The 21,514-nt window shown below is 67.1% G+C and carries 8 protein-coding genes; all 8 read right to left on the bottom strand.

Annotated features, from left to right (window positions below):
- Nucleotides 1-52 precede the first annotated feature (52 nt).
- The 8 genes from WME79_RS18310 to WME79_RS18275 all read right to left on the bottom strand — a co-directional run bounded on the left by WME79_RS18310 (nucleotide 53) and on the right by WME79_RS18275 (nucleotide 21,397).
- Entirely contained in the window at nucleotides 53-4,714 is a 4,662-nt protein-coding gene (locus WME79_RS18310; protein WP_437537392.1) for a helicase HerA-like domain-containing protein, read from the bottom strand.
- Nucleotides 4,704-6,197, bottom strand: a complete 1,494-nt coding sequence (locus WME79_RS18305) for a hypothetical protein (protein WP_437537389.1) — start codon at nucleotides 6,195-6,197, stop codon at nucleotides 4,704-4,706. The genes WME79_RS18310 and WME79_RS18305 overlap by 11 nt, the downstream gene beginning before the upstream one ends.
- A gap of 10 nt (nucleotides 6,198-6,207) precedes the next feature.
- Nucleotides 6,208-9,552, bottom strand: a complete 3,345-nt coding sequence (locus tag WME79_RS18300; RefSeq protein ID WP_437537387.1) for a Druantia anti-phage system protein DruA — start codon at nucleotides 9,550-9,552, stop codon at nucleotides 6,208-6,210.
- A gap of 929 nt (nucleotides 9,553-10,481) precedes the next feature.
- Nucleotides 10,482-13,664 carry a helicase-related protein gene (locus WME79_RS18295; protein ID WP_437537385.1) on the bottom strand — a complete coding sequence of 1,061 codons (3,183 nt, stop codon included), beginning with the start codon at nucleotides 13,662-13,664 and terminating at the stop codon, nucleotides 10,482-10,484.
- The gene (locus tag WME79_RS18290; protein ID WP_437537382.1) at nucleotides 13,661-15,538 is read right to left on the bottom strand and encodes a hypothetical protein; all 1,878 of its coding nucleotides are present in this window, start codon (nucleotides 15,536-15,538) and stop codon (nucleotides 13,661-13,663) included. Before WME79_RS18290 ends, WME79_RS18295 begins: the two co-directional genes overlap by 4 nt.
- The gene (locus tag WME79_RS18285) at nucleotides 15,531-16,844 is read right to left on the bottom strand and encodes a DUF6361 family protein (RefSeq protein ID WP_437537379.1); all 1,314 of its coding nucleotides are present in this window, start codon (nucleotides 16,842-16,844) and stop codon (nucleotides 15,531-15,533) included. Before WME79_RS18285 ends, WME79_RS18290 begins: the two co-directional genes overlap by 8 nt.
- 296 nt (nucleotides 16,845-17,140) lie before the next feature.
- Nucleotides 17,141-20,233 (bottom strand): DUF3427 domain-containing protein, encoded by a 3,093-nt coding sequence (locus WME79_RS18280; protein WP_437537376.1) that lies wholly within the window; start codon nucleotides 20,231-20,233, stop codon nucleotides 17,141-17,143.
- Between the two features lie 273 nt (nucleotides 20,234-20,506).
- Entirely contained in the window at nucleotides 20,507-21,397 is an 891-nt protein-coding gene (locus tag WME79_RS18275; protein ID WP_437537373.1) for a hypothetical protein, read from the bottom strand.
- Between the last annotated feature and the right edge of the window lie 117 nt (nucleotides 21,398-21,514).

The following is a 21,514-nucleotide window of genomic DNA, read 5'->3' as shown; positions in this document are numbered from 1 at the left end:
CCGCCGGTTCGCATGTCGCCCACTGACACTGCCTCCGCGCGGCGCGGTAGGGTCAATGATCCTCCCTGGGCTTCGCGCCCTTCGGGCGCACCTGAATCCTCCGCGCCCGAGCAGACGGGCGGTCTCGGTAGTAGCCGTCGCCGCGACCCGCGAGATGGATGAGGTCATCCGGGTCCACGGAGACGTTCGGTGCATTCTTCCGCGCCTCGCGGATGTCCATCGGTTTGAGGACGAGCCACGTGGCAGCGTTCGCTCGAACCTCCTCGCTGAAGTGATCGCTCATCTGCGACGCCAGGATCATGCCGAGCCCAAATTTCCGAGCCTCGGTAATGAGTTCGTTCAGGATGTTGTCAGTTCGGTCTCGCTCGCCACCTCCGAGGCTGAGGATCTTCGCCTCATCGATCAAGACGAACAACCTGAAGCGCTCTCGGTCATCGGCGGGCTGCACCGGGATAGGCCCCTTTAAGCGCAGCATCCTAAAGATCTTCCGGAGGAGGGTCTCGGTTGCGATGAAGCGGACCTGATCTGGCAGTTTGCTTAGATCGAGGCGGAGCGACTCGGAGAGTATCTGCTCCACCGAGATGTGAGAGGGACGCCCGAAAATCGGGTGTCCGAAAAGTTCCTGCACCGCGGCCAGGCATCCCTCGATGGCGGTGCGCTGCCCCTTGCGTGCGTCGTCCTGCGCCCAGCCGTCCAGGATACTCTCGATGTCGCCGAACGACGGCGCAGCCCGACGCCACGTGGAGTCGTCATCGTCGAGGATGCCGGCACGCGCGTATGCCGCGTCGAACGCCTCGCGCAGTATGCTGGACTGACGGTGCCCAAGCGCCGGTACCGCCCTCTGGATCATCCCGCGCAGCGCCGCGCGCTGGTCGTAAAGCCCGCTCTCCTGCGCCGAGTGGACGTCGAGTTCCATCGGGTTCAGCCCGAACTTCGAGGCCGCGCCGCTCGAGAGCAGCACTGACCGCATGCCGGGGAGGATAACGTCACCGTGGAAGTCGAACACAAGCACAGGAACGCCCGCGTTCACCACGCTCTCGCCCAGGACCTTGAGCGTCTCTGTCTTGCCGGAGCCCGAGGCGCCAAGGATCAGGAAGAAGCCGTTGCTCTGCCGGCCCGGAACCCAGTGGACCGCGGTCGATGACGCGTGCTCAGTGCCGAGCGTCACGTCAATCGTGATGCCTCCAGCAGGCGCTGTGGGGCCGTGCGGCGCCAGGTTAGGGCCAGGTGGCGCGACACCACCCCGGCTGTTAGGCGGCGCCTCGCCAGGTTGGTCGCTAGCCGCCCGTGCGTTCCCCGTACCCGCCGTTGCAGGTGCCTCGGCGACCGGCGCCACGCCCGGTTGCAGTTTCGCCAGCGCTTCGGCAGGTTCGATCCGGTCGGCGACCTGAACGCCCGGCGGGGCCGCCTCGGGTTCCTGTCGCGCGCCTCGGGACGAGCGGAGCACGAGTCCGACGTCCTCCGCCGTCAACGTGTCGACGCGCACAGGGACTCCGGTGACCGAGAGGTACACCTGCGCCTCGCGGTGCGCGACGGAGGCAAGTTGGACGTGCACGATGCGGCCGGCCAGCCGTACGGGGACCTTACCCTCGAAGACGTCCTGTAAGAGGACGTGCCAGCGCTCTACGTACTCTGCTTCCTGATCACGCACGAGCGCGGTGTAGAGGTGCTCGCGGAGCACCTCACGCCTCGGCCTCGCGAGAGGCGACCGGGATCCAGGCGTGAACACCTCCGCGAGCGCCTGAAGGGTAGCCAGGACCTGCCCCACGGCTCGCCCCTCGATCGTCCCGTCTTTCACCGTGTACGGTGTCGCCTCGTCGTGGGCCTTGACCTCGATGACGTCAATGACGAGCAAGCCGTCCTCTTCACGGAGCCCAAGTAGGTCCGCCTTCTCTCGTGAGTAATTTCCGGCCACGAGCCATCGCGCCGCGGTCGGAGTGTCAAGGCTGACCGCGAGGCCGCTCGGCTGCTGGGTTCGATACCAGCGTACGGCGATGAGCTTCCCGAGCGATCCCTTTACCTGCTTGTCCTGGTTCGTCGCAGCGAGGCCGAGGATGCCGTTCGGCTCCATCGCCACGAGGTCGCGGACCAAGCGTTGAAGGGTTTCCGGCTCAGCGAGGAAGTGAGTCCGTCGGAGTTGGTCATCGAGCCGTCGCTGGAATGGCGCGAGATCGTGCGCGAAGCACGTGAGTTGCCTGCCTCGTTCGACTCGGCGATCGATTACCTCGGCGGCGCCGAGGCGCGCGAGCGGCACGCGGTGCGGGTCGGCGACGATCGTCCACGTAGAGTGCTCCGCTACAGCATCTAGCGCATCTTTGACTTCGCGCACCTGCGGCAAGTGTGCGGGAGTCTTGCGCTGAAGCGCCGTGTGGACGAGCGCAGCAGCGGCGAGATAACTGCCGAAGACGTGCTCCTCGGCGACAGGAATAACCTGAACCTCCTTTCGGATGCGATTGAATCGGTATTCGCAGGTCGGCATCCACGGGCTGAGAGCGTGTATCTGTGCCCGCGCGACCGGCATCGAGCGAACCTCGAATGGGTCAACCACGACGGTAAGGTGGCTGGGGTACTCACGAAGTTCTTCGAGCACCTTTTCCCATTTCATCACCTCACCGACCACGGACAGTGTCAACAACCCCCGTTCCTCGGCGGTTGTTAGCCGCTCCCGAAGTGTGTCATCAAGATCATTTACGTCGTTCGCCCAGCCTCGTGTGTCATCCTGAGTGTAACGGACCCTGATATGGATCCCCCAGAACGTCTCCTCGGAGCTCGTGTTCTCGAGATCGAGCCGGTCGATTAACTCCTGGATAAATCTGCCAGGCTTCGGGAGGTTGACCATCAGGATCTGGAGCCCAGGGCGAACGAACGGGCGCAGTTTCGCTAGCCGCTGCGCGAATTCTGCGACCGCCCGTACGCCGTCAGCTTCGAGCATGCCGCGCGGTGACTCCCGGAAAACGGGGAGTCGCCCCAACGAACCTGCTTGACCGAGCATCTGCGATTGGTCGCTGCCTGTCGCGCTCGACGGGAGGACAAGGACCTGCAAGATCTGCAGGTCCTCGGCGCACGCCTCCTCGATGGTACTCAGTTCATGCTTCGACAGCATAGTACCGAGCCCCCTGACCTCGCGGACGAGAGCAACGCTTCGCCACAAGTAGAGTGGGTGCAAGGGTGACATCACGGCTTCGACGCCATCGCCGTTCCGGAAGACATAAAGTTCGAGGCAAAGGAGCAGGCCGATGACCTGTTCCGCCTCAAAGTCCGCCGCTGCGTGCATCTCGTGATACGCGAGTTGCACCTGGCGCAGCAGTTGTTCGTACGTCGACAGATATTCCTCGGCAGCCTCAAGGGCACCGGGTTCGCCTGCGAGCACGATGACAGGCGAAAGCGCAAGTTGTGGAGCATGAGGGACGAGCGACGTATGCAGCGCCGTCAAGCGCGCGAATAGCTCGACCAAGTTCCGGGGCGCGATGCCCTCCTGCGCGAACGTCAAAAGGATCTCTTGAATCCGCGCAACCATGAACGGCGCCCATGACTTGAAGGCGGTGACCTCAGTCATCGCACCCGGTTTATCGGAAGCGACCTCGATCATTCCTCCCCACTCCGCCGTCGTCGAGCGAGAGCGAACGAGTTCCAGCAGATCCCGCCTGACCTCCACAAAGGAGATCTGGCCGTCGGCGCTCGCCGTTCTCACATCCTGTACGCCCGCTCGGCTGTCGTCGTCGAGTGCGACCTGTACGATCTGCGTCAGTTCCTCCGCGATGTCACGGATGTGGCTGGTGTCGTTGGCGAGGAGTTTGCGACCCACGACGCGCTCAGCCGCCACCCGCGTATCGCCGCTCTTTGTGCCGCCAGCGCCCTTGCTGGCGATCTTGCCTCGCCAGAGTGACAGGACGCCCTCGAAGTCGAGACCTTCGAGCGGCTCACCTTGTGTGATTTTTCGGACGCGCGGGACTAATTTGCCTGCTGACGTCTTCGCACTTCCGCTGAGCGACTTGCAGTACGCACGGACACGCGACCAGTCTTCGGATGTCGCGCGCTTGATATCGCTGACCAACTCCCGATTTTGCGCGAGCCGCCGAAGAATCCGTTGCTCCGAACGCTCGTCGGCCAGCATAGAATCAGGGAACAGGCCGAGGACATGCAGGTGCCGGGGGGCCTGCGCAGATCGCTCGGCCGGAGACAGCGATTCGAGAGCGAGCGCGAATTGGACCGTATCCACGAGAGAGATACGGAGGGCGCGCCCTCGCTCGAGCGCATCCCAGAGCGTGCGAAGCCACGTCACCTCGGCCCCGTCGCGCTGCTCCGCGCACAAACGCCGGGCGAGATCCCGCTCGTTGATGCGACGGAACTCCGCGAATGTACGGGCTTTTTCAAGCGCTCGGGTTGTGATGAGCGCTATGGTTCGCTGCTTTTTATTCCGCCACTGTACAGCTTCCTCTTCGTGCGAACTCAGCATCCCGACCAGCGACGAGAAACGGCCGGTCGCGCTCTTCACGACGGCGTGCTCGTCAACGAGCGCGACACGAAGTCGCCGCTTCGCTCTCGTGACCTTCGGCTGCGTCAAACCATGGATCAACGTCGATAGATCGATTGGCGTGACGTCTTCCATCACGATTCCAAACTCTTCGCGCATGGCCGCCTCCTCGAGTTCAGCCAGCGCGAGTTTCGCGATTCGGACGGAGGCAGGATTCGACGCGATTTCCCTACGTGCCATCGGTGTTCTCCATCAGCCCGACTACCGCTACGCTATCCGCCATCTTGCGAGCAAGGCCGAGGCTCTGCAGGCGGGTAAGGAACCGCCCGGCGTTGTCGGTGAGGTCGGCGCTAGAGGCGTGGGCGCCGGCGTCAGTGAGCAGGCGCGCGTCTTCGAGACGACCGCCGACCACAATTCCCCATCGGCGGTACAACTCCTCAAGGAAGTCCCGAAATTCGAGGGGGGGGCCGGAGAGGTCGAAGGTCGAAGCGACCAACACCTCGAGAGTCCGGTCCATGGGCACGACGCGCTTGTGCGGGTTCTTTTGCTGTGGATAGAGGAGGCCACAGCGAAGCCCGAGCAGCCGGATGAAGCCCTCGAGGCTTCGCCCGTTACCGCCATCCAAGAGGCTAACGAGACGTACCGGCAACTCTTCCCCAACGTCTGCGTCGTTACCCTCGATTTCTTCCAGTGCATCTACGACTTCCTTAAGGTTCGTCGGCACCTTGCCCCCGGTCCGGCTCTTCAGCATCTCGCCGACTGCGCGCTCCGGATCGGCCGTCCACCGCTTCCTGCCGCGACGACTCCCTTCGGTTGCCGCAAGCATTTCACGGAGCGTGTGCGCCATATAGGCGCGGGCGTCAGCGAAGAGAGTGGTCACCGTGGCCTCGCTGACGTCGGCGATGGTCGAACTCTTCGCGTTCGATGCGTCCAAGAGGAGGACGCGACGTGGCAGACGAGCGATCTCGTGCGCTCGAGTCGCTGCGTGAAAGAAGACTGAAATCGAAGCGAGTAATACGATCCTTTGGAGGGTCGCCATCGGATTTGGGAGGACCTTCTCTTCATATGCTGCAAGGTCGCGGGCGGCGTCCCGCAGGCGCTTCTCAACGTCCGTGAGAGGCACCATTGCAGGCTCAGGCGCTCCGCGGTCTTGGCGCAACGGTGTGGTGCCATCGGTTAGAGGAATCAAAACCGCAGTCAGGTCGTCGGTGTTGGTTAGCAAATCATCGACGCTCGTCAGAGTCCGGAGAAGGTCGAGCACCCTCAGCCGGGGGGCACGAGACCAAAGTCGGTGGACGAACGTCCCCGCCTGCTCGTCGGACGGGTCCCGGGTGATCGTGAGCGCGGTCGGCGACGAGAAAGAGGAAAACTCGGGTGATTTGCCGAAGGCGGCCCCGTCTGTCGCGAGGATCGTGCGGAGCAGCGGTAGGACCCGCGTCATCAAGGCCGACCGCCGCAGGTTCGTGTCCTCGCCCAGGCGGCCCCACCGCTCCCGGTTGCGCTCCAGCATCCTCTTAGCGGCCTCGAGGCGGTCGTCCGCCGTCTCTCTCGACGCCGTAGCGGCCATAAGGTGCTTGAGGTCGGACATCTTCCCAACGCATTGGTGCTCTTCCCGTAGTAGGGCGTTGGCGATGTGAACGGGCTTTATCTTACCCTCCATCACGCCATAGCCATGACGACGCTGAAGTTCACCGCCAAGCACCTGGCGAAGTTCTGCCTCCATAGGATCGCCTCTACTGAGCGCTGTCGTAGCGCTTCTGGCTGAGGTCTACGCGGACCTTGACGTTCAAGCCCGACTCCGGATCGAGCAGTTCAATGGTGCGAACGTGCGAGTTCACCTCCGCGTGCCTCGCGAGTGCGTCGTTAAAGGCGACGAGCCGTCGCTCCATTTCCTCTGCCTGCTCGGTCACGCCCGATGAGATCAGGGACGCGAGGAGCCGGCGGTCGACGAGCAGGCTGGCGAACCGGACGTTATCGGGGGGCGCGAGGAGGATGTGATCGGCGGGCTGCCGCCCGAAAGCTGCGTGGAGCGCGGGCGCCAGTTTCGGTCGGAACAGACTCAGGCGCAGGCTGGAGACATCTCGACCCGAAACCATCGCTTTGCCGTGCGCCCGAGGTGAGTAGGATAGCCGTGTCCACAGTCGGAGCCGATCGGGTTGAGCCCGATCGGGTTCATTCCACCACGCGTTGATAAGCGAGATCAGCCGTCCGATCCTGGCCTGGGTGGCCGATTTCGGGTCCTGAAGTTCATAGAAGAGCCGGTCGGCCTGCGTCGCGTGGCCGAGGCGACCATCTTGGTGCTCGAAGTACCACCGCCGCTTGAGCGCCGCGAAGGCATCAGCTGCACGCTGCCCCTCAACTTCTTGGACCTCATCGAGGTTCCTGATGCTCGGGGGCAGCAACGCGCTTCCGGAAAACTCTCCAAGCTCGACCTTCCCTCGCCACAGGCGTTCGTCGGTGCGGGCGTCTGTTTGTCGAACGGGGTCGAGGCCTAGCTCGAGTTGCTCAAAAATGGTGCCCTGCCCCTCAAAGGCGTTCCAATAGTAGCGCGCCTGCTCAGAGGCGCCGTCCTGCGCGAGTTCTGCGCACGTTCGTCCTCCGAAAATGAGGAAGGAGCCGAACGACAGCACTTCGCGGAACGTCGCCCTGACCCCCCGCTCGCCGACGCGGTTTAACAACTGGACCAGGCGCTCGCGCACGCTCGGGTTCCTAAGCATCGTCCGGTTGTATTTGACGGGGCATGTCCCCGCAGCGGGGCAACTCGCGCACCCGCCATACCACGCGTCGTCCGTAAGCTTTAGGATAATGGCGTGTATCAGTTCCGGCGCGAGCGTCCGTCGCAGGCTGAGGTCGATGACCACGGTCGCCCCCTTTTCAGGCTTGTACCGTCCCTCATCCTCATCTTCAGCCTCGACGGGCACGTAGCGATATAGCGATAGCAGTTGATCACGGACTGCGTCGAGCCAGGGGTGCTGCGCTCGGTAGGTACGGATCAAGGTGACCAACAGTCCCTCGTTGATGGCTATACAGAACGGCTGGTCCTTTGCACGCGCCTCCGCCCACTCGCTCACCACATGCTCGTGCGGGTGCTCGCTGGCGTCAGCGATGACCTTCGCGCCAGCCTTCTGGAGATCTGCCTCAAGCAAGCGGATCGTATGGGTCTTGCCGTCACCAGCGTTGCCGGTGATGACGACGGATCCGCCGGCCTGCACGATGCGGCGCACCACGTTGTCAAGGCCCGTCTTGACGTTTAGTTCGCGTAGACGCGAGAGCTTTACGTGGTCGGAGTACGCGCTTTCGTCGCGGTAGAGTTGACGGATGAACGTGATCTTTTCGTCCTCGACGATGGTCGACATTCGACGCTCCTCCGGTTCCTTTCGCGGCGCGAACAGCGGCATCTGAACTTCGGGTGATTCCTCGGGGATCAGGCGGGACACGCGCTCGGTCAGGGGCGTGGATGCGCCGACGGCCGCGAGCGCGGGCGGATGGTCAAGGCGGCTTGCCAGCCACCTTCCAAGCCAGAAGGCCGCGACCTCGTCGGTCGCGGTCGCTGTCTCCGGCACAGAGAATTCGGCTTCGCGGTCAATCCCGAGCAGGTAGCGGGTCGTATTCCGGGCGAGGGGGATGCCGTAGACGATCCGCTGCGACCCATGGTTAAGTACGTCCGTGCGCTCCAGACCGAGCGCGGCGAAGCCCTCACGCAACTGTCGCAGTTTGGGGCTCTGACCCTCACCGAACACGAAGTTGACGTTGCGGTAATTCGTGACCGCGTGCCGGAGTTGCTCAAGTGCCTCCTCAGTCTCCTGGCTGAGATTGGGTGAGCCGTAGCCCCTCGACTCGCCGAGATACTGGTACGGCACGTCGTCGGTCTGCCCTGCAACGGCGCCGACGGGCAGCCTGACCCGGTTGTACTGCGAGGATCTCTCGGTATACAGGCTCGTCGTCCCCAGGAAGACAAGGCATGGCTCCTTGACGATGAGCCGCCCAGCCATCTGGCTCGCGATAATGCTGTACCCGTCGTCGTATCGATCAGCGTAGCCGCGACGTACCTGAGGGCTCGTCATCATCAGGCAGGCGAGCTTTCCACCGAGGAGATGGTTGTACGGCGCAATGGCGCCGCACACGGTAATCTCCATCATCGCCGTCGCGGAGAAGCGCTTTTTGAGCTGCCTGATCGCGGCGCTAAGTGCCCAGCTACCTTCGTCGGAAGCGGTGACCGCGGCGAGCGAAGATGCGGCACGTAGCGCGCGTAGCGCGCGGAGGAGTTCGCGTGCCGCGCGCGCTCGCTTCGCGCGGAACAGGTCTGTTCGAGCCAGCGCTACCAAATCGGCGGTCGTGATGTCGGTCACGCGCTGCACAGCAGCGTCGTCATCGTCCGCCTCTTTCAGGCGGTGCACTCGGGCGCCCGCGGCTTGTTCTTCAATACGCAAGAGGCGATCGAGGACTTCATCGGAGATCCTATCGCCGAGCGGGCGCGGGACCGGGAGATCCTCGATATAGATGTCACTGAGATCTTCCAGCAGCCGAGCGCGGAGCGCCTCAAGTACTTCTTGGTCCGTCGCTTCTCCCCGCCGGATCAACGCCTCCAGGCCACTTCGCGTCCATCCCAGCGCGTCGTCGCGACAGGTGAGTTGCATCACGGCGTTACCGAGCGCGGTAATCGCCATGACCGGGTGGTTAGGCTGGCCCGCATCGCGCACGAGGTAGAAGAGGTTGCGGCCAGGCGAGGAGCGGTAGCGGGTCGCCCATGTGTGCCGGAAATACCGCCAGATGTCCATCAGGCGGATGCCGGAGTGCTCGTCTCGCCCATCGGCATCTACCAGTTGGAGATAGGGGCGGCAGATGCCCGCGAGGTGGGCGACGCGCTCAGCCCTTGTCAGCGCGGCGATAGGCTCGAGTTGCCGTGCTAGGCGCCGCCCGTCCGCGATGAGGTGGGTGACGGGCCGTGAGCTTGAGAATCGCGTCGGGCGCTCGAGCGCGACGATGAATCGCCTGGTTGCATGCTCGCGGAGTTGGTCGGCGCGCCCGAACTCAAGCTGCTTTCGGATGGCCTCCTTGGGGTGAGCCTGCTCCGCCATCCCCGGGCGTACGTACACCCACGTGGCATCTGCTCGGAGTTGCCAGCCCATGGCCGCCAGATCACGCAGGACCAGAGCAGCGACCCTAGTCCGCTGGACTAGGATGCCCTCGCCCGGCATCGCCCGCGCAAGGTGGCTCAGTGCGCGCACAGCGTCGTCGCCATCCTTGGCAATGGCGGCGCGTAGGCGTGCGTACATTGCGCCACCGGCGTCCAGTTCCGGCGCGAAGACTCGCCAATCAGACGAGTCCGCGCTCTGCTTACCGTGAGGGGTAGTCCTGTTGCTTGTCGTGGGCGCCTCGTCGTGGCGAACGGCCCGGCTTGTTGATGCGCGTCCCATCCCGTCGCTCAGGTCTCTCGCGTGTTCTCGTGCGTACTTGGAAGCGCGATCCGGTGTCTCCGTGCGGAGGTCGTGGACGATGGCATGGGGGGGGCTGATTCGGGGAACCGGTTCACGGGCGCGGCGAGCATACCCCAATCCGACGCGGTCAGGTGTCCCAACTGAAAGTACCGCCACCTGAACGGACGTGCGCTCCGGTGAGCCTCGCCCGGAGCCCGCCTCTCCAGTATCGCCTAGTCTCCCTGTCGGCAGTGCTGCGGACGCGCACCGCGCCATACACGGCTCGGCGTTGAGCGTGGCGCGCTGCGGCGCTGCGAGGCTACCCGTCAGACTGCAGTGCATCCCGAACAGTTGTGCTCCGAGTGGGACGTCATGGCCCCGACCGGAGCGCTCTTGCACCCGACCCCTGCCCGGTTGGCCGGACGGAGTGCTGTCGGCCACGGCGCCGCGATCCGCGGCCGCCCTGGATGTTGTGGGCCAGCGCCACGAAGGCTTCTCGCTCCGACATCACATCGTCGCTCCCCCCAACACCAGGCGTAGCTTAAGCTGGCCAGAAGAAAGTACTTTTTATCTCGCGCGGGCGTGCCTCGTCACCCCGCGTCGCGCTGCTCCGGCGGCAACGGGCAAAGATCAATAGCGACCTTCCGCAGCCAGAGGCGGAGCTTCGCTCGGTCCTCCTCCCCTACCCTATCCAACCGGCGCGCGAGGGCTCGGACCAGCGCCTCTTGATCTGGCTGGCCCAGCGCATAGCGATACAGCGCCAGATCGGCCTCCAGCGCAGCAAGCCTCCCCGCCTGCTCCGAGAAAGTCGGCATGACCGCCGAGCGCAAGATCTCCGCGCCTTCAACCTGCCACCACGGCACCAGCCCGCCGGCCGACTCCTCGGCGCGAAGCCGCGCCGCCAGGCTGCGCCACGGACTGCGGTCGTGCGGCAGATCCACGATGCGTCCGGCCAGCGCCCGTCGTACGGCCAGACCCCCGTGACGATCCACCCGCCCCTCGCGCTGCTCCAGGTCCACCGGGTTGCTGGGCAAGTCCCAGTGAACCACGTGCCGACAGTAGCGGTGGAAGTCGAGGCCCTCCTGGCCGATGGACGTGGTGACGAGAGCCATCGGTCGGAACGGCGAGTTGAAGGCGTCGCGCACCCGGTCGCCGCGCACGGCCTGCTGCTCCTCGATCGCTCCAGCGCCGAGACCGAACGGCAGCACGGCATGGCAGCGGAGCCGCATCGCCCTGCCGCGCAGCAGCGTGTGTACCTGCAGCCGCGCGCCGTGGTGGACGCCCAGCACCTCGCCGAGTTTCTTCAGCGCGTCGGCCTCGCCCTCGTGGTGCACCTCGGCCGCATCGACGCCCTGGAGCGTGATCAGATACTCGTCCAGGACCGCCTCGAGGTTGCCGCCCCAGACCGCCGCGCGCACGGCGTCGCCATGCGATCGCCCCGCACCACCCTGCCTCAGCACGAGGTGCCACTCGGGTCCGTCGAGGTACGTGCGCAGGGGCCCCAGGCTGATGGAACCCACCGCCTCGATGCGCTCCGCCTCGTTCTTTGCGCCCCCAAACACCCGCCGCACGGCGCGGGACAGCGCCACGCCCGGCCCCGTGAGCGCCAGATCGGCAAGGTCATCCAGATCGCCCGGGGCGGGCGAGCCGGCAGGCGCCGCCGCGTCGAGCGCCTGCCGCAAAGACCTGGATGCGCGCCCGTGCTCCTTGCCCTCCCTCTCGACCCAGGCGGCTGCTCCCTTTCGCAGCGCGCTCCACCCTGCGGGGTTACGCCGCTCCAGCGCGAGCGCCCACCCGAGCGGATCCCGCCGGGTGCGCGAGCCGTCCTCCCCGAGTAGCTCGACGAGCCGGGCGCGCACCTGCGCTCGCGCGGCGGCGCGGTCGAGCGTGCCGCTCGCGATGCCGGCCATGGCCAGCGGATCGCCGATCGCGGCGAGCGCCGGGAGCGGCAGAAACATCAGGAGCAGCCTGCGGTTGTGCCCGGAAGAAGTGCCAAACGTGAAGGCCTCGGCGGGAAGCGGGCGCAGGTGACGCTTCCCGCGGGAGCGCCGGCCGGCCCTGACCGAGCGGGTCCGGAAGTAACCGAAGCGCTTCCGCCCCACCGCCCCGCCGAACGCGCGCCGCTCGGCCTCGTAGCTGAGCAGGGTCGCGAGTGCGCGAGGGATGGCGCGGAAGCGCGAGAATACCAGGGCCTTGGTCGCGCTCGGGAAGTCGGCGAACGGCCCGGCGAGCGGCCACCACGGTCGGGACGGCGGCAGCCAGGGGAGCTTGAGCATGTCCGCGGGCAGCCGCTGGAGCAGGCCGCGGAGCCTGGGATGGGCCCAGGCCTCGTGGGTGTAATCGCCGAGGCGGGCAGGAACGAGGCGGGCCGCCTTCGCGAGACCGCCGGCGCGGCTCGGGTCGGCGTGCTTGCTGGCGACGTAGTCGTTTCCCATCATCTGGAGCGGGTACGGGATCGACGACCAGAACGCCTCGACGGCGTGGCGATCGTCATCGCGAACGCTCTCCAGGAAGTGCCTGAAGACGACGAGGTCCTGCGCCGTGACCGGCGCCTCGGCCGTGCTGCGCGTCCTGCTGCGTCGGTCCTGCGAGGGCGGTGCGAGAAGATCGCGCTCGGTGCGCGCCATCACGCGGCGTAGCCGCTGCTCGATGCGTTGCTTGGCCTCGAGGGCCCGCGCCGAGCCGGGGGCATCGCGGATCAAGGCATCTCGGTAGACGCCGAAATCGCGTTTCAGCTCGGCGAGGTGCTGGCCAGCAGTGTCAGCGAAGAGGAAGCGGAGGAGCTGAAAGAGCTCGTCGTGGTGCTGCCCGCCCTCGCGGAAGCGCGCGAACAGGCGGTAGGGGGTCGCCGAGAGCAGGAGGACCGCCGGGCGCCGGTCCGGCGTGTGGCCGCCAGCTGCCTCCGGCGCGAGCATGGCACGCAGGACGTGGTGCGCTTCCTCCTCGTGGTCTCGCTCGTTCTCGTCCTCGCCGTCGTCCTCGCCCTCCTCGTCGTCCTCGACGAGCACCTCAAAGAAGCGCTGGAACTCGTCGAAGATCACCAGATCTGGCGCCACGACGTCAATGACCGCCAGGGTCATGGCCCGCCGCAACCGCCCCAGCGTGCCGGTGAGAGACGCCTCGTCCCCGTCGCGGAGCCGCTCCCTGATCGCGTCCGCCAGGGTCGAGGTCCATGCGTGCTCCTTCAGCCCGAGCTCGCGGCGCAAACGTCGCTTGAACGGCTCCAGGTACGCCTCGGCGTCGTCAGGCCAGGGATTGCCGTACCACAGGTTTTCCCAGCGCTGCCCGCCAACCGCTCCCTGCAGAGCGGCACGGAGCCACTCGGAGTCGCGCAGCCCGCAGATCTTCTGGAGCGCTCGGCCGATCAGCACACGTTCTTCCGCGCGACCGCGGCCCGTGGTCTTGATCGAGGTGTCCGGCGTGAGCGAGTAAAGGTGGAAGGGGGCCGGCCCCGGGCGCGGCTGGCTCGGGACGAGGCCGAGGCGATCCACCTGAACCTTGGCTGATTCCCGCTCCTGCTCGTGCAGCACCTCGAGCAAACGTGCGGTGTTCTGGTGTGCGATGCCCAGGCTGGAGCAGACATAGAAAATGCGCGGAGGCCGCTCAGGTCGGCGCATGAACTCCTCGATGACCCCGCGCGCGACCAGCGTCTTGCCGAGGCCAACCTCATCGGCCACGAGGAAGCGTCGCGATCCCGCTGGATCCCTGAGCGCCTGAAAAGCCGCGGCGACCGTCGCCTTCTGGAACCGCTTGCACGCGGCGCCATGCTTCACGTGTAGGCCTCCTCGATCGCGCGCCAAAGCGCCTGCAGCTCAGCGAGCCGGGGCTCCACAGCGTCGGCCGCGGAGAGGTACGCCGAGAGCGCGCGGCCGATCTCCGCGACCTTGATCCGAGGATCGGGTGCCCTGGCCAGCGCCCTCAGCAGGACCTCGACGCCTACGCCCGCCGCCCGATCGCCGCCGGCATGCTCCTGGCGCGCCGATCGCGCCGATGCGCCACGCTCGTCATCGCCCAGGTCGTCAGGCAGGTCGTCATCGAGGAGCCCGCGCAGGTATTCGAGGAACTGCTCGGGCGGCAGGGCGCTCCGGAGAAGGGCACGATCGCGAGCGTCCGGATCCAGGGCTGGCTCGATCCGCACATGCTGCAGCCATGCACGCTCCTGTACATCGTCGGCGCTGCCAGTACGGAGCACAAAATGGAGCAGGGCGCTTCGCTGCGCGAGGTCACAGCCAGCGAGCGTCATCGACGTCGCGCCCGGAGTCCAGGCCCAGAGGTCCGCCAGGCGCGCCAGGCGGCCCACACGGAGTTCGACGTTGCGCGCGTCCTCCGGAAGAGGCGGGGTATCCGCGGAGAGTTCGGCACCGTCCGCAGGGGCGCCCTCGCGCAGCACGAAGGAGCGCGCAGCGATCCGGTGGTGCCACCGATCGAGCGCGTCATCGTCCTGCTCCGAGCCGTGACCACGCTCTGGCAGGTGATACTCGGCTGCGACCTGCTCCGACCAGGCCCAGAGCGCGTCGGCGAGGTCCGCGCGGCCCTCGAGCAGCAACCAGGCCTCGACGTTGGCGCCGAGCCAGCCGCGGCGCGTGAGATTGGCGCTGCCGATCAGGACCGAGGCTGCACGGGGCTTCCAAACCGCAATCGCCTTGGCGTGCAGCCCGCGCGCGTCCTCGATCAACTCGGGGTCCTCCGTCGAGGTGCCGTCCGCATCGAGCGCGTCCGGCGCCGCGCGCCGCGACGGCTCCTCGGATGCCGACGGCAGCGAACGCAGCTCCAAGCGCTCCAGGTACGTCGAGCTCGAGGTCTGCGCGACGCAGTTGAGATCCGCGGTGCCGGCCACGAGCCGTCGGTCCTCGGCGTTCTCGGAGAGCTTCGCCGCTGCTTCCACCCCCTTGGCGTCCAGGAACGGCGAGATCCAGAGCACGCCCCGCGCGCGCTCCAACAGCTCGGGCAGGATGGTCCCGTCCCAGGCACTGACGCCCTCCTCGCCATGGAATCCGAATCGCATGGCGCGCACCTTGTCCGGGTACTCCCATTCGACCTGATCCACGTCCGCGAAACGATCGGCGATGTGCGAGAGATCCGCGAGGCGGCACGCGAACCGGACGAAGTCGCCGACGCCGTGCAGGTTGGCTTCGCGCCGCCCCCGCACAGATCCCTGCAGCGCGGCGCCAAGATCCCACGATAGATCGCGGGTGAGGTTGCGTGAGCCCACGACGAGCACATAGCGGATCTCGTCCTCCTGCTGCGCCGCGCCAGGGCGTCGCGCGCGGAGCTGTCGGACCAGCCAGACCTTCGGGTGAAAGGCGCCCTCGTCGAGCGGACGACGCACCATGCGCACGAAGCGGTCCAGCATGGGCAAGAGGGCTTCCTTCGTTCGCTCCGGCGCGTGGACGCATCCCTGCTGGGCCACGACGAAGACCCGCCCCGCGAGGCGGTGCATGGCGCGCAGGGCTGCGGTGAGCCCGAAATCCGCGCTGTCCCGCGCGGTCCCGTCGAGGCTGACCAGCGCCGCGGCGCAGGTGACGAGGTCGAGCGAGTAGGTGGTGCCGAGCGCGGCATCGGTGACGAAGCCGGGGGGTGGACGGAGCCAGTCGAGGAGCGCGAGGCCCCCCATGGAGCGGACGCGCTGCTGCTCCTGATCAGACATCGGGCAAGCCCTCCTGGATATCGCGGAGCATCCTGGAGACCATGGGCCAGCGGTAATTGATGTCCGCCACCCGCACCGTGCCCTTCCCGAAGCCCTCGCGACGCCCACGGCCGTCACGCCGGGGGAGTCTCGCTCGCGTGCGCTTACGGGCCCACTCCAGGCTGGTGAACAGCTCCAAGGTGGTGCTGTCGAGGAGCCGCGCCTGGACCTCCGAAGCGCGCCGGATGGAGCTCACGCGCGCCTGCACGTGGGCCAGGAGCTCCGGCAGCCGCCCCGGCAGCTGGATATCGGCCTTGAGCCCCTGGAGGGGCAGATCACGCGCGCGGCGTACCGTCTCACCGTCGTCCTCCTCCCAGTAGCTCCGCAGGTATTCCCGGTAGTGGGCATGGTCCTCGGGCAGAGGCAGGCGGCCGGCGGCCCGGAGATCCTGCTCCCGCAGCAACTCGACGAGCGCCGCATAGATCGCCCGCACAAGCTCGGCCAGTGCCGAGGCGCCGTCCGCCCGCTGGAGCGCCGCTGCAGCCGACGCGGGACGCAGGTCGGGGCCGCTGTGATCCCGATCAAACACATCAGCTGCTCGACGCATGAAGGGGTCTCCCCAGAGGGTCCTGGCAGTCGGCCGGGCTCGCTTGCCAAGCAGGGCTGCAGCCACGCCGAGGAGGCAGGGAGGGCGGCGCTGGGCAAGGCGATCCCGGAGGAACTCCGCCTCGTCGGCCTCGAGCTGGAAGGAAACGTTGGCGTCCTCCTGCATCCACCATGCAGGCAAGGAAGGCACGTCGAACAGGCCGAGCGGCTGCTGGTCGACGCGGTCCTCGCGCGTGCGCACGTCCTCCCGCGGCATGATCCGCGCCCGATCCCAGCGAGCGAGGAGCTGTGCTCGCGGGACCCCCTCGTAGAGGCGATACTCGCGTAGCGCCGACCAATAGGCGAAATCAGGCGGCTGGGCGGGAGGCTCGGGGTAGACCCTTCCCCCGATGATGCCGTCGTCGTTCTCCTGGGCATGAGCGCGCAGACATCCGGTCAACCACAACTCCGCCTTCTCCTTGAGCTCGCGCACACGCTCGGCCCGAGCCCGCGGGTGGGCTGCGAGCCCGAGGTAGATCCACGGGACGAAGAGCAGGTAGCGCGCCCGGGTGTGCAGCACGGAGGTGCCCGGGAAGAAGAGATCGGCGTAACCCGTATGGATCGCGCCGACGCCCATCTCGTCAAGCACGCTCTTGTCGTGTAGCTCCAGCTCGGCGCGCAGCTTGCGCAGCGCCGCAGGGGAGATGTCGATCCAGCCAGCGATGCTCTGCGGTGATGCCATGCCGCCCTGACAGCGGAGTAGAGCGCACAGACGCGAGCAGCGTCAAGAGACACGACTCACCCTTCTGTACTTCGCCTGCGAAGTTATCGCTTGGCGCGCAGGTGGGTTACCGCAACAGGCACTTACTTCATCCCGAATAACATTGCCAATGGCGGCCCGGAACGACCTGCTTGTGGTTCAGACGCCCGCGGCAGTTCGAGCTCCGAGCAATGCCGAGACGGGAGCCGGCGGGTGGGTCACTTTGCAACGCGCACCGCAGGCAAGCACTTTGTCCGCAGAAGCGGACAAGGTTCCCTTCACGCCACCGCCGCCGCGAACGACGCGAACAGGTCCCCCGGCAGCGCATGCTGTAGCCGCCACGTGATCGCCATCGGCAACTCCGCCTCGTGCCGCACATAACTCGCCGGTCCCAGGAACCAGAACGCCCGCTCGTCGCTGCGCAGCCGCGCGAACAGCATCACCGCCGTGCCGAGCTCCTCGTGCTGCTGATAGCGCTTCCCCGTCTCGCTCTCGGCGCGGGTGGTCGACTGGCTCTCCCAATGGATCAGCTGCCGGCTGATGGCATGGTCGCGGTAGCGCGTCGTCGGTGAGAACTGCCCGTTCGTCTTGTCGAGCGTGAACGCGAGCAGGTCGGCCCTGGCCTCCTTCGCCCAGTACACACCTGTTTGCCAGGGTGCCACCTTCGCGCTGCCCCCAACTCCGAACGCCGCCAGGATCTCGATGCGCGAGTAGCGCGCGTGCACCTCGAGCGGCACATCCGGGTGGGTCGCGAGCTCCCGGTGAACGTGGTCCACGCGGGCAGCGAGCAGGTCCATCACCTCGACGAGCTCCGCGCGCACCTGTGGGTACGCCCAGACGAGAGCGCACGCCTGCGCAAGGGTGGTCGCCTTGTCGATGGCGCGATCGGCCACGGTGGCGACGAGCATGCGCAGGAGGCGGCGCTCCCGGAGGCTCATCGCCCCCGGATCGGGACACGCGTCAGACGCGAGTAGGCGGCGATACACCTCGATCCGCACGAAGTCGTCGACGTGGAGCAGCCGCCCGCACGCGCGCCGCAGCACCTGTTCGTGCGGTCCCACGCCCAGCGACGGAAGCCCGGCGTCACCACGGAGGTCTGACCACGACCGCTGCCCGGCATAGACGTCCTCGAGCTCAAGCCCGGTCTCTTCGAGGAACTGCGCAAGGCTCACGTCGCCGCTGCGGGCGAGCCGCCGCAGCTCCTCGACCTTGGCCGTCCACCCCGACGGCACCGCTTGCCGGATGTTCTCGAGCACGAGCTCCGATGCCTTCTGGTCGAGCTCCATGTGGCAGCCCGCGGGCAGAAACGGGAACCCGCCTTCGATCTGCTGAACGAGCTCCTTTCGGCTCCCGCCGAGCAGCGCTCCGAAGCGGCGATCGAAGCGGAACTCGCGTCGATGGTGCCCCACGAAGTCGAGCACCATGCAAACGGTCTTGCCGGCGCTGCGCCGCAGGCCGCGCCCGAGCTGCTGCAAGAAGAGCGTGGGGCTGTCGGTCGGGCGCAGGAGGATCAGCGTGTCGACCGCAGGGACGTCGATACCTTCGTTGAACAGATCCACGGAGAAGACAACGTTGACCCGCCGCGCGCCGAGGTCCGCGAGGGCCGCGCGCCGCTCGTCATCGGGGCTGTCCCCCCACACCGCGGTCGCCGCGACACCGGCCTCGCGAAAGACGCGCGCCATGAACCGCGCGTGATCGACGCTGACGCAGAATCCGAGCGCCCGCATCGTTCGCGTGTCATCGACATGCGCGACGAGCTGGGCCACCACCTGCCGGGCCCAGGCGTCGTTGGCTGTGAGCAGCTTGGAGAGGCCGTCGACGTCGTAGCCGCGCCCGCGACGCCAGGGCACATCGCGCAGGTCCAGCCCGTCGTGGATGCCGTAGTAGACGAACGGAACGAGCCGGTGCTGATCGATCGCGTCCCAGAGCCGCAGCTCTGCAGCGATCCGGTCGTCGAACCAGCCGAGGAGCGGGAGCCCATCGCTCCTCTCGGGCGTGGCCGTGAGGCCGAGGAGCTCGACGGGACGCACGCGCTCCAGCAGCGCGCGGTACGAGGGCGCGGCGGCGTGGTGAAACTCATCGATGATCACCACGTCGAAATGGCACGGATCCAGGTCATCGAGCCCTGCTGCCGAGAGGCTCTGGATCGACGCAAAGACATGCTCGAAGCGCCGCGGGTGACGGCCGCCGACCCACAGCTCGCCAAAGGCATGATCGCGCAGGCTGTGACGAAACGTCGCGAGGCTCTGCTCCAGGATCTCCCCGCGGTGCGCGACGAAGAGCAGGCGAGCGCGGGGGAGCGCCTCCCGGAGCCGGGCGTAGTCGATGGCGGCCATGACGGTCTTGCCGGTGCCGGTCGCCGATACCAGCAGATTGCGGTGATGCCCGCGCTCGCGGGAGAGCGCGATCTGCTCGAGCAGGCGCTCCTGGAACGGCTCGGCGCGGAGCTCGATCGGGCTGAGCATCACCGATGGCGCCGCGTTCGTTGCCTGCTCGACGCGCTCAAGGAACTCCACGCGATCGTACGGCACGAAGTCGCCGCTGTTCCAGTAGCTCTCGAAGACGGCGGCGACCTTGGCGATGACATCCGGGTTGCGGGCGCCGGACACGCGAACATTCCACTCGAGGCCGCTCGTTTGCGCGGTGTGCGTCAGGTTGGAGGAGCCGATATAGGCGGTCGAGAAGCCCGACGCTCGATGAAACAGCCAGGCCTTCGCGTGCAGGCGAGTCGTCCCCGTATCGTACGACACGCACACGTCGGCGCCGATCTTGCGGAGCGCCTCGAGCGCCGTCGCTTCGGTCGATCCCGTGTACGTGGTCGTCAGCACACGCAGCGCGCGGCCCGCCTGGCAGTGCACGCGGAGCGCCTCGAGCAGCGGGGCGATGCCGCTCCGGCGGACGAACGCCATGACGACGTCGATGCGGTCCGCCGAGCGAACCTCGGTCAGGAGCTGGTGGCCCACCCTCGGCTCGCCAGGCGCGTTGGTGAGCAGCGCCGTGTCGAGGAGCGGGATGAGCGGCTCGGGGATCGTCTCCGGCCTGCCGTCCGGCTGGCGCCCGACGATGGCGTGGAGCACCGTCGCCGGCTCGACGGGCGCCTCCGGCTGGAGCTCTGCGCCGGCGATCACTTGATCGATCTGCTCGACGAGCCTCCGCGCCAGACCCACGCCGACGGCCACACGCTCCGCATCGGGCACGCCGGAGATGGCGCGCTGCACGAGGCGACCCAGGTGCAGTGCGATACGGTCGGCGGCCTCAGCGGCCCGGAGCGCCGCAGTGCGGACCTCCAGGCTGGAGTCGAGCTCGCGCAGGCCGGAAGCCAACGCCTCGGTGATCAGATCCTGGTAGAGACCGCGCCGGCTCGCCGTCATGGCCAGCGAGTCTACGGCAGGCGAGCGTACGTCCAAGAGGCATCACAAGGCAGGGGGCGCGTCCACAGCGGAGACGGCTGCAGCCCATCGCGGAGACGGGTGCCACCCATCTTTTCTTGGAGCCACGTCCACCGGGAGACGAGTGCCACTCGTCTTTTCTTGGAGCCACGTCCACCGGGAGACGAGTGCCACTCGTCTTTTCTTGGAGCCACGTCCACCGGGAGACGAGTGCCACTCGTCTCCCGGTGGACGAGCCAGCTCACCCGGATGGGTTCACGGCGTCCCGCTCGCCCCGAGCGGTGGCGCCGGGACGGCTTCGGGCTTTGTCGCGGATGCTCTTCGACGGGGCTTCGCGAGGTCGTCGACCATCTCGACGTAGGGCGCCAGCAGGAACGCGGCCAGCGCCTCGCTCCCCGGGATCTCCGGGTCGGCGTGGTTCTCGATCTTCTGGATCAGGCTCCGCAGCGCATCCCGGGCGGCGCTCCACTGCGGCCGGCCGTCGGTCTGCCCGCGCCCGCCCTCCTTGGCGAGGACCACGGTCGTGAAGCCGTAGGCCTCGCCGAAGCGCGCGTGGGCGGCGACGATCTGCCGGTAGTGCCGGGTCCCGCCGAACCCCTCGATCACCGCCTGCGCGCGCTCCTCCTCCAGCGTCTTCATCCGCTGCACCATCGCGGCCCACTGGACCCGGGGCCGGCGCGTGATGAAGCGAAGCCCCTCGGGCGCCGGAAAGAGCTGCCCGTACAGCCAGCGCGCATCGGACGGCGACGGCGTCTGCCCATCCTCGGAGAGCCCGGCGGCGCCCGCGTTCCACTGCTCGAGCGCACGCCATCGGTCGTCGCTGTCGGTGTTCGCCGCGCTCCGCTCGGCCTCGCTCGTCCCAGAATGGCGCTGGTCGGCCTGCGCGCTCGCCCGCACGCCGCGGAAATCCTGAAGCGCTGTCGCGGCCGCGTCGAAGCGCTTCCACGGCCTGTCGATGTGCGGCGGCAGCGCCGCGATGGGCTCGATCCCCTTGGGCAGCTGCACGTCGCCCTCCTTGCGCTTACCGCCCTTTGGCCGAAGCACCGCCGCGATGCGCGCGCTCATCTGATCTCGGAGACCGATCACGTCGTCTGCGACGAGCTCCTGGGGGAGGACCATGGTCGAAAACACCGGGGATTCACTCACGGGGGAAACCTCCTGTGATGTCTGATGCGTTCTGGCCTGCCGCCGTGGCGACACGCCGTGGTTTCGTTGCGGCGCGGCTGCACGGCAACCCACGTGCCGGCGCGAGATGCGTGCATA

Source organism: Sorangium sp. So ce726 (genome assembly GCF_051521405.1).
In the GTDB taxonomy this organism is placed as follows: Bacteria; Myxococcota_A; Polyangia; order Polyangiales; family Polyangiaceae; genus Sorangium.
This window is presented reverse-complemented; position numbering and strand designations above follow the sequence as displayed.

Coding starts and splice junctions, on each gene's coding strand:
- WME79_RS18310 (WP_437537392.1), bottom strand. CDS start 4,714: ATGGCACGTAGGGAAATCGCGTCGAATCCTGCCTCCGTCCGAATCGCG.
- WME79_RS18305 (WP_437537389.1), bottom strand. CDS start 6,197: ATGGAGGCAGAACTTCGCCAGGTGCTTGGCGGTGAACTTCAGCGTCGT.
- WME79_RS18300 (WP_437537387.1), bottom strand. CDS start 9,552: ATGGCGGAGCAGGCTCACCCCAAGGAGGCCATCCGAAAGCAGCTTGAG.
- WME79_RS18290 (WP_437537382.1), bottom strand. CDS start 15,538: ATGTCTGATCAGGAGCAGCAGCGCGTCCGCTCCATGGGGGGCCTCGCG.
- WME79_RS18285 (WP_437537379.1), bottom strand. CDS start 16,844: ATGGCATCACCGCAGAGCATCGCTGGCTGGATCGACATCTCCCCTGCG.
- WME79_RS18280 (WP_437537376.1), bottom strand. CDS start 20,233: ATGACGGCGAGCCGGCGCGGTCTCTACCAGGATCTGATCACCGAGGCG.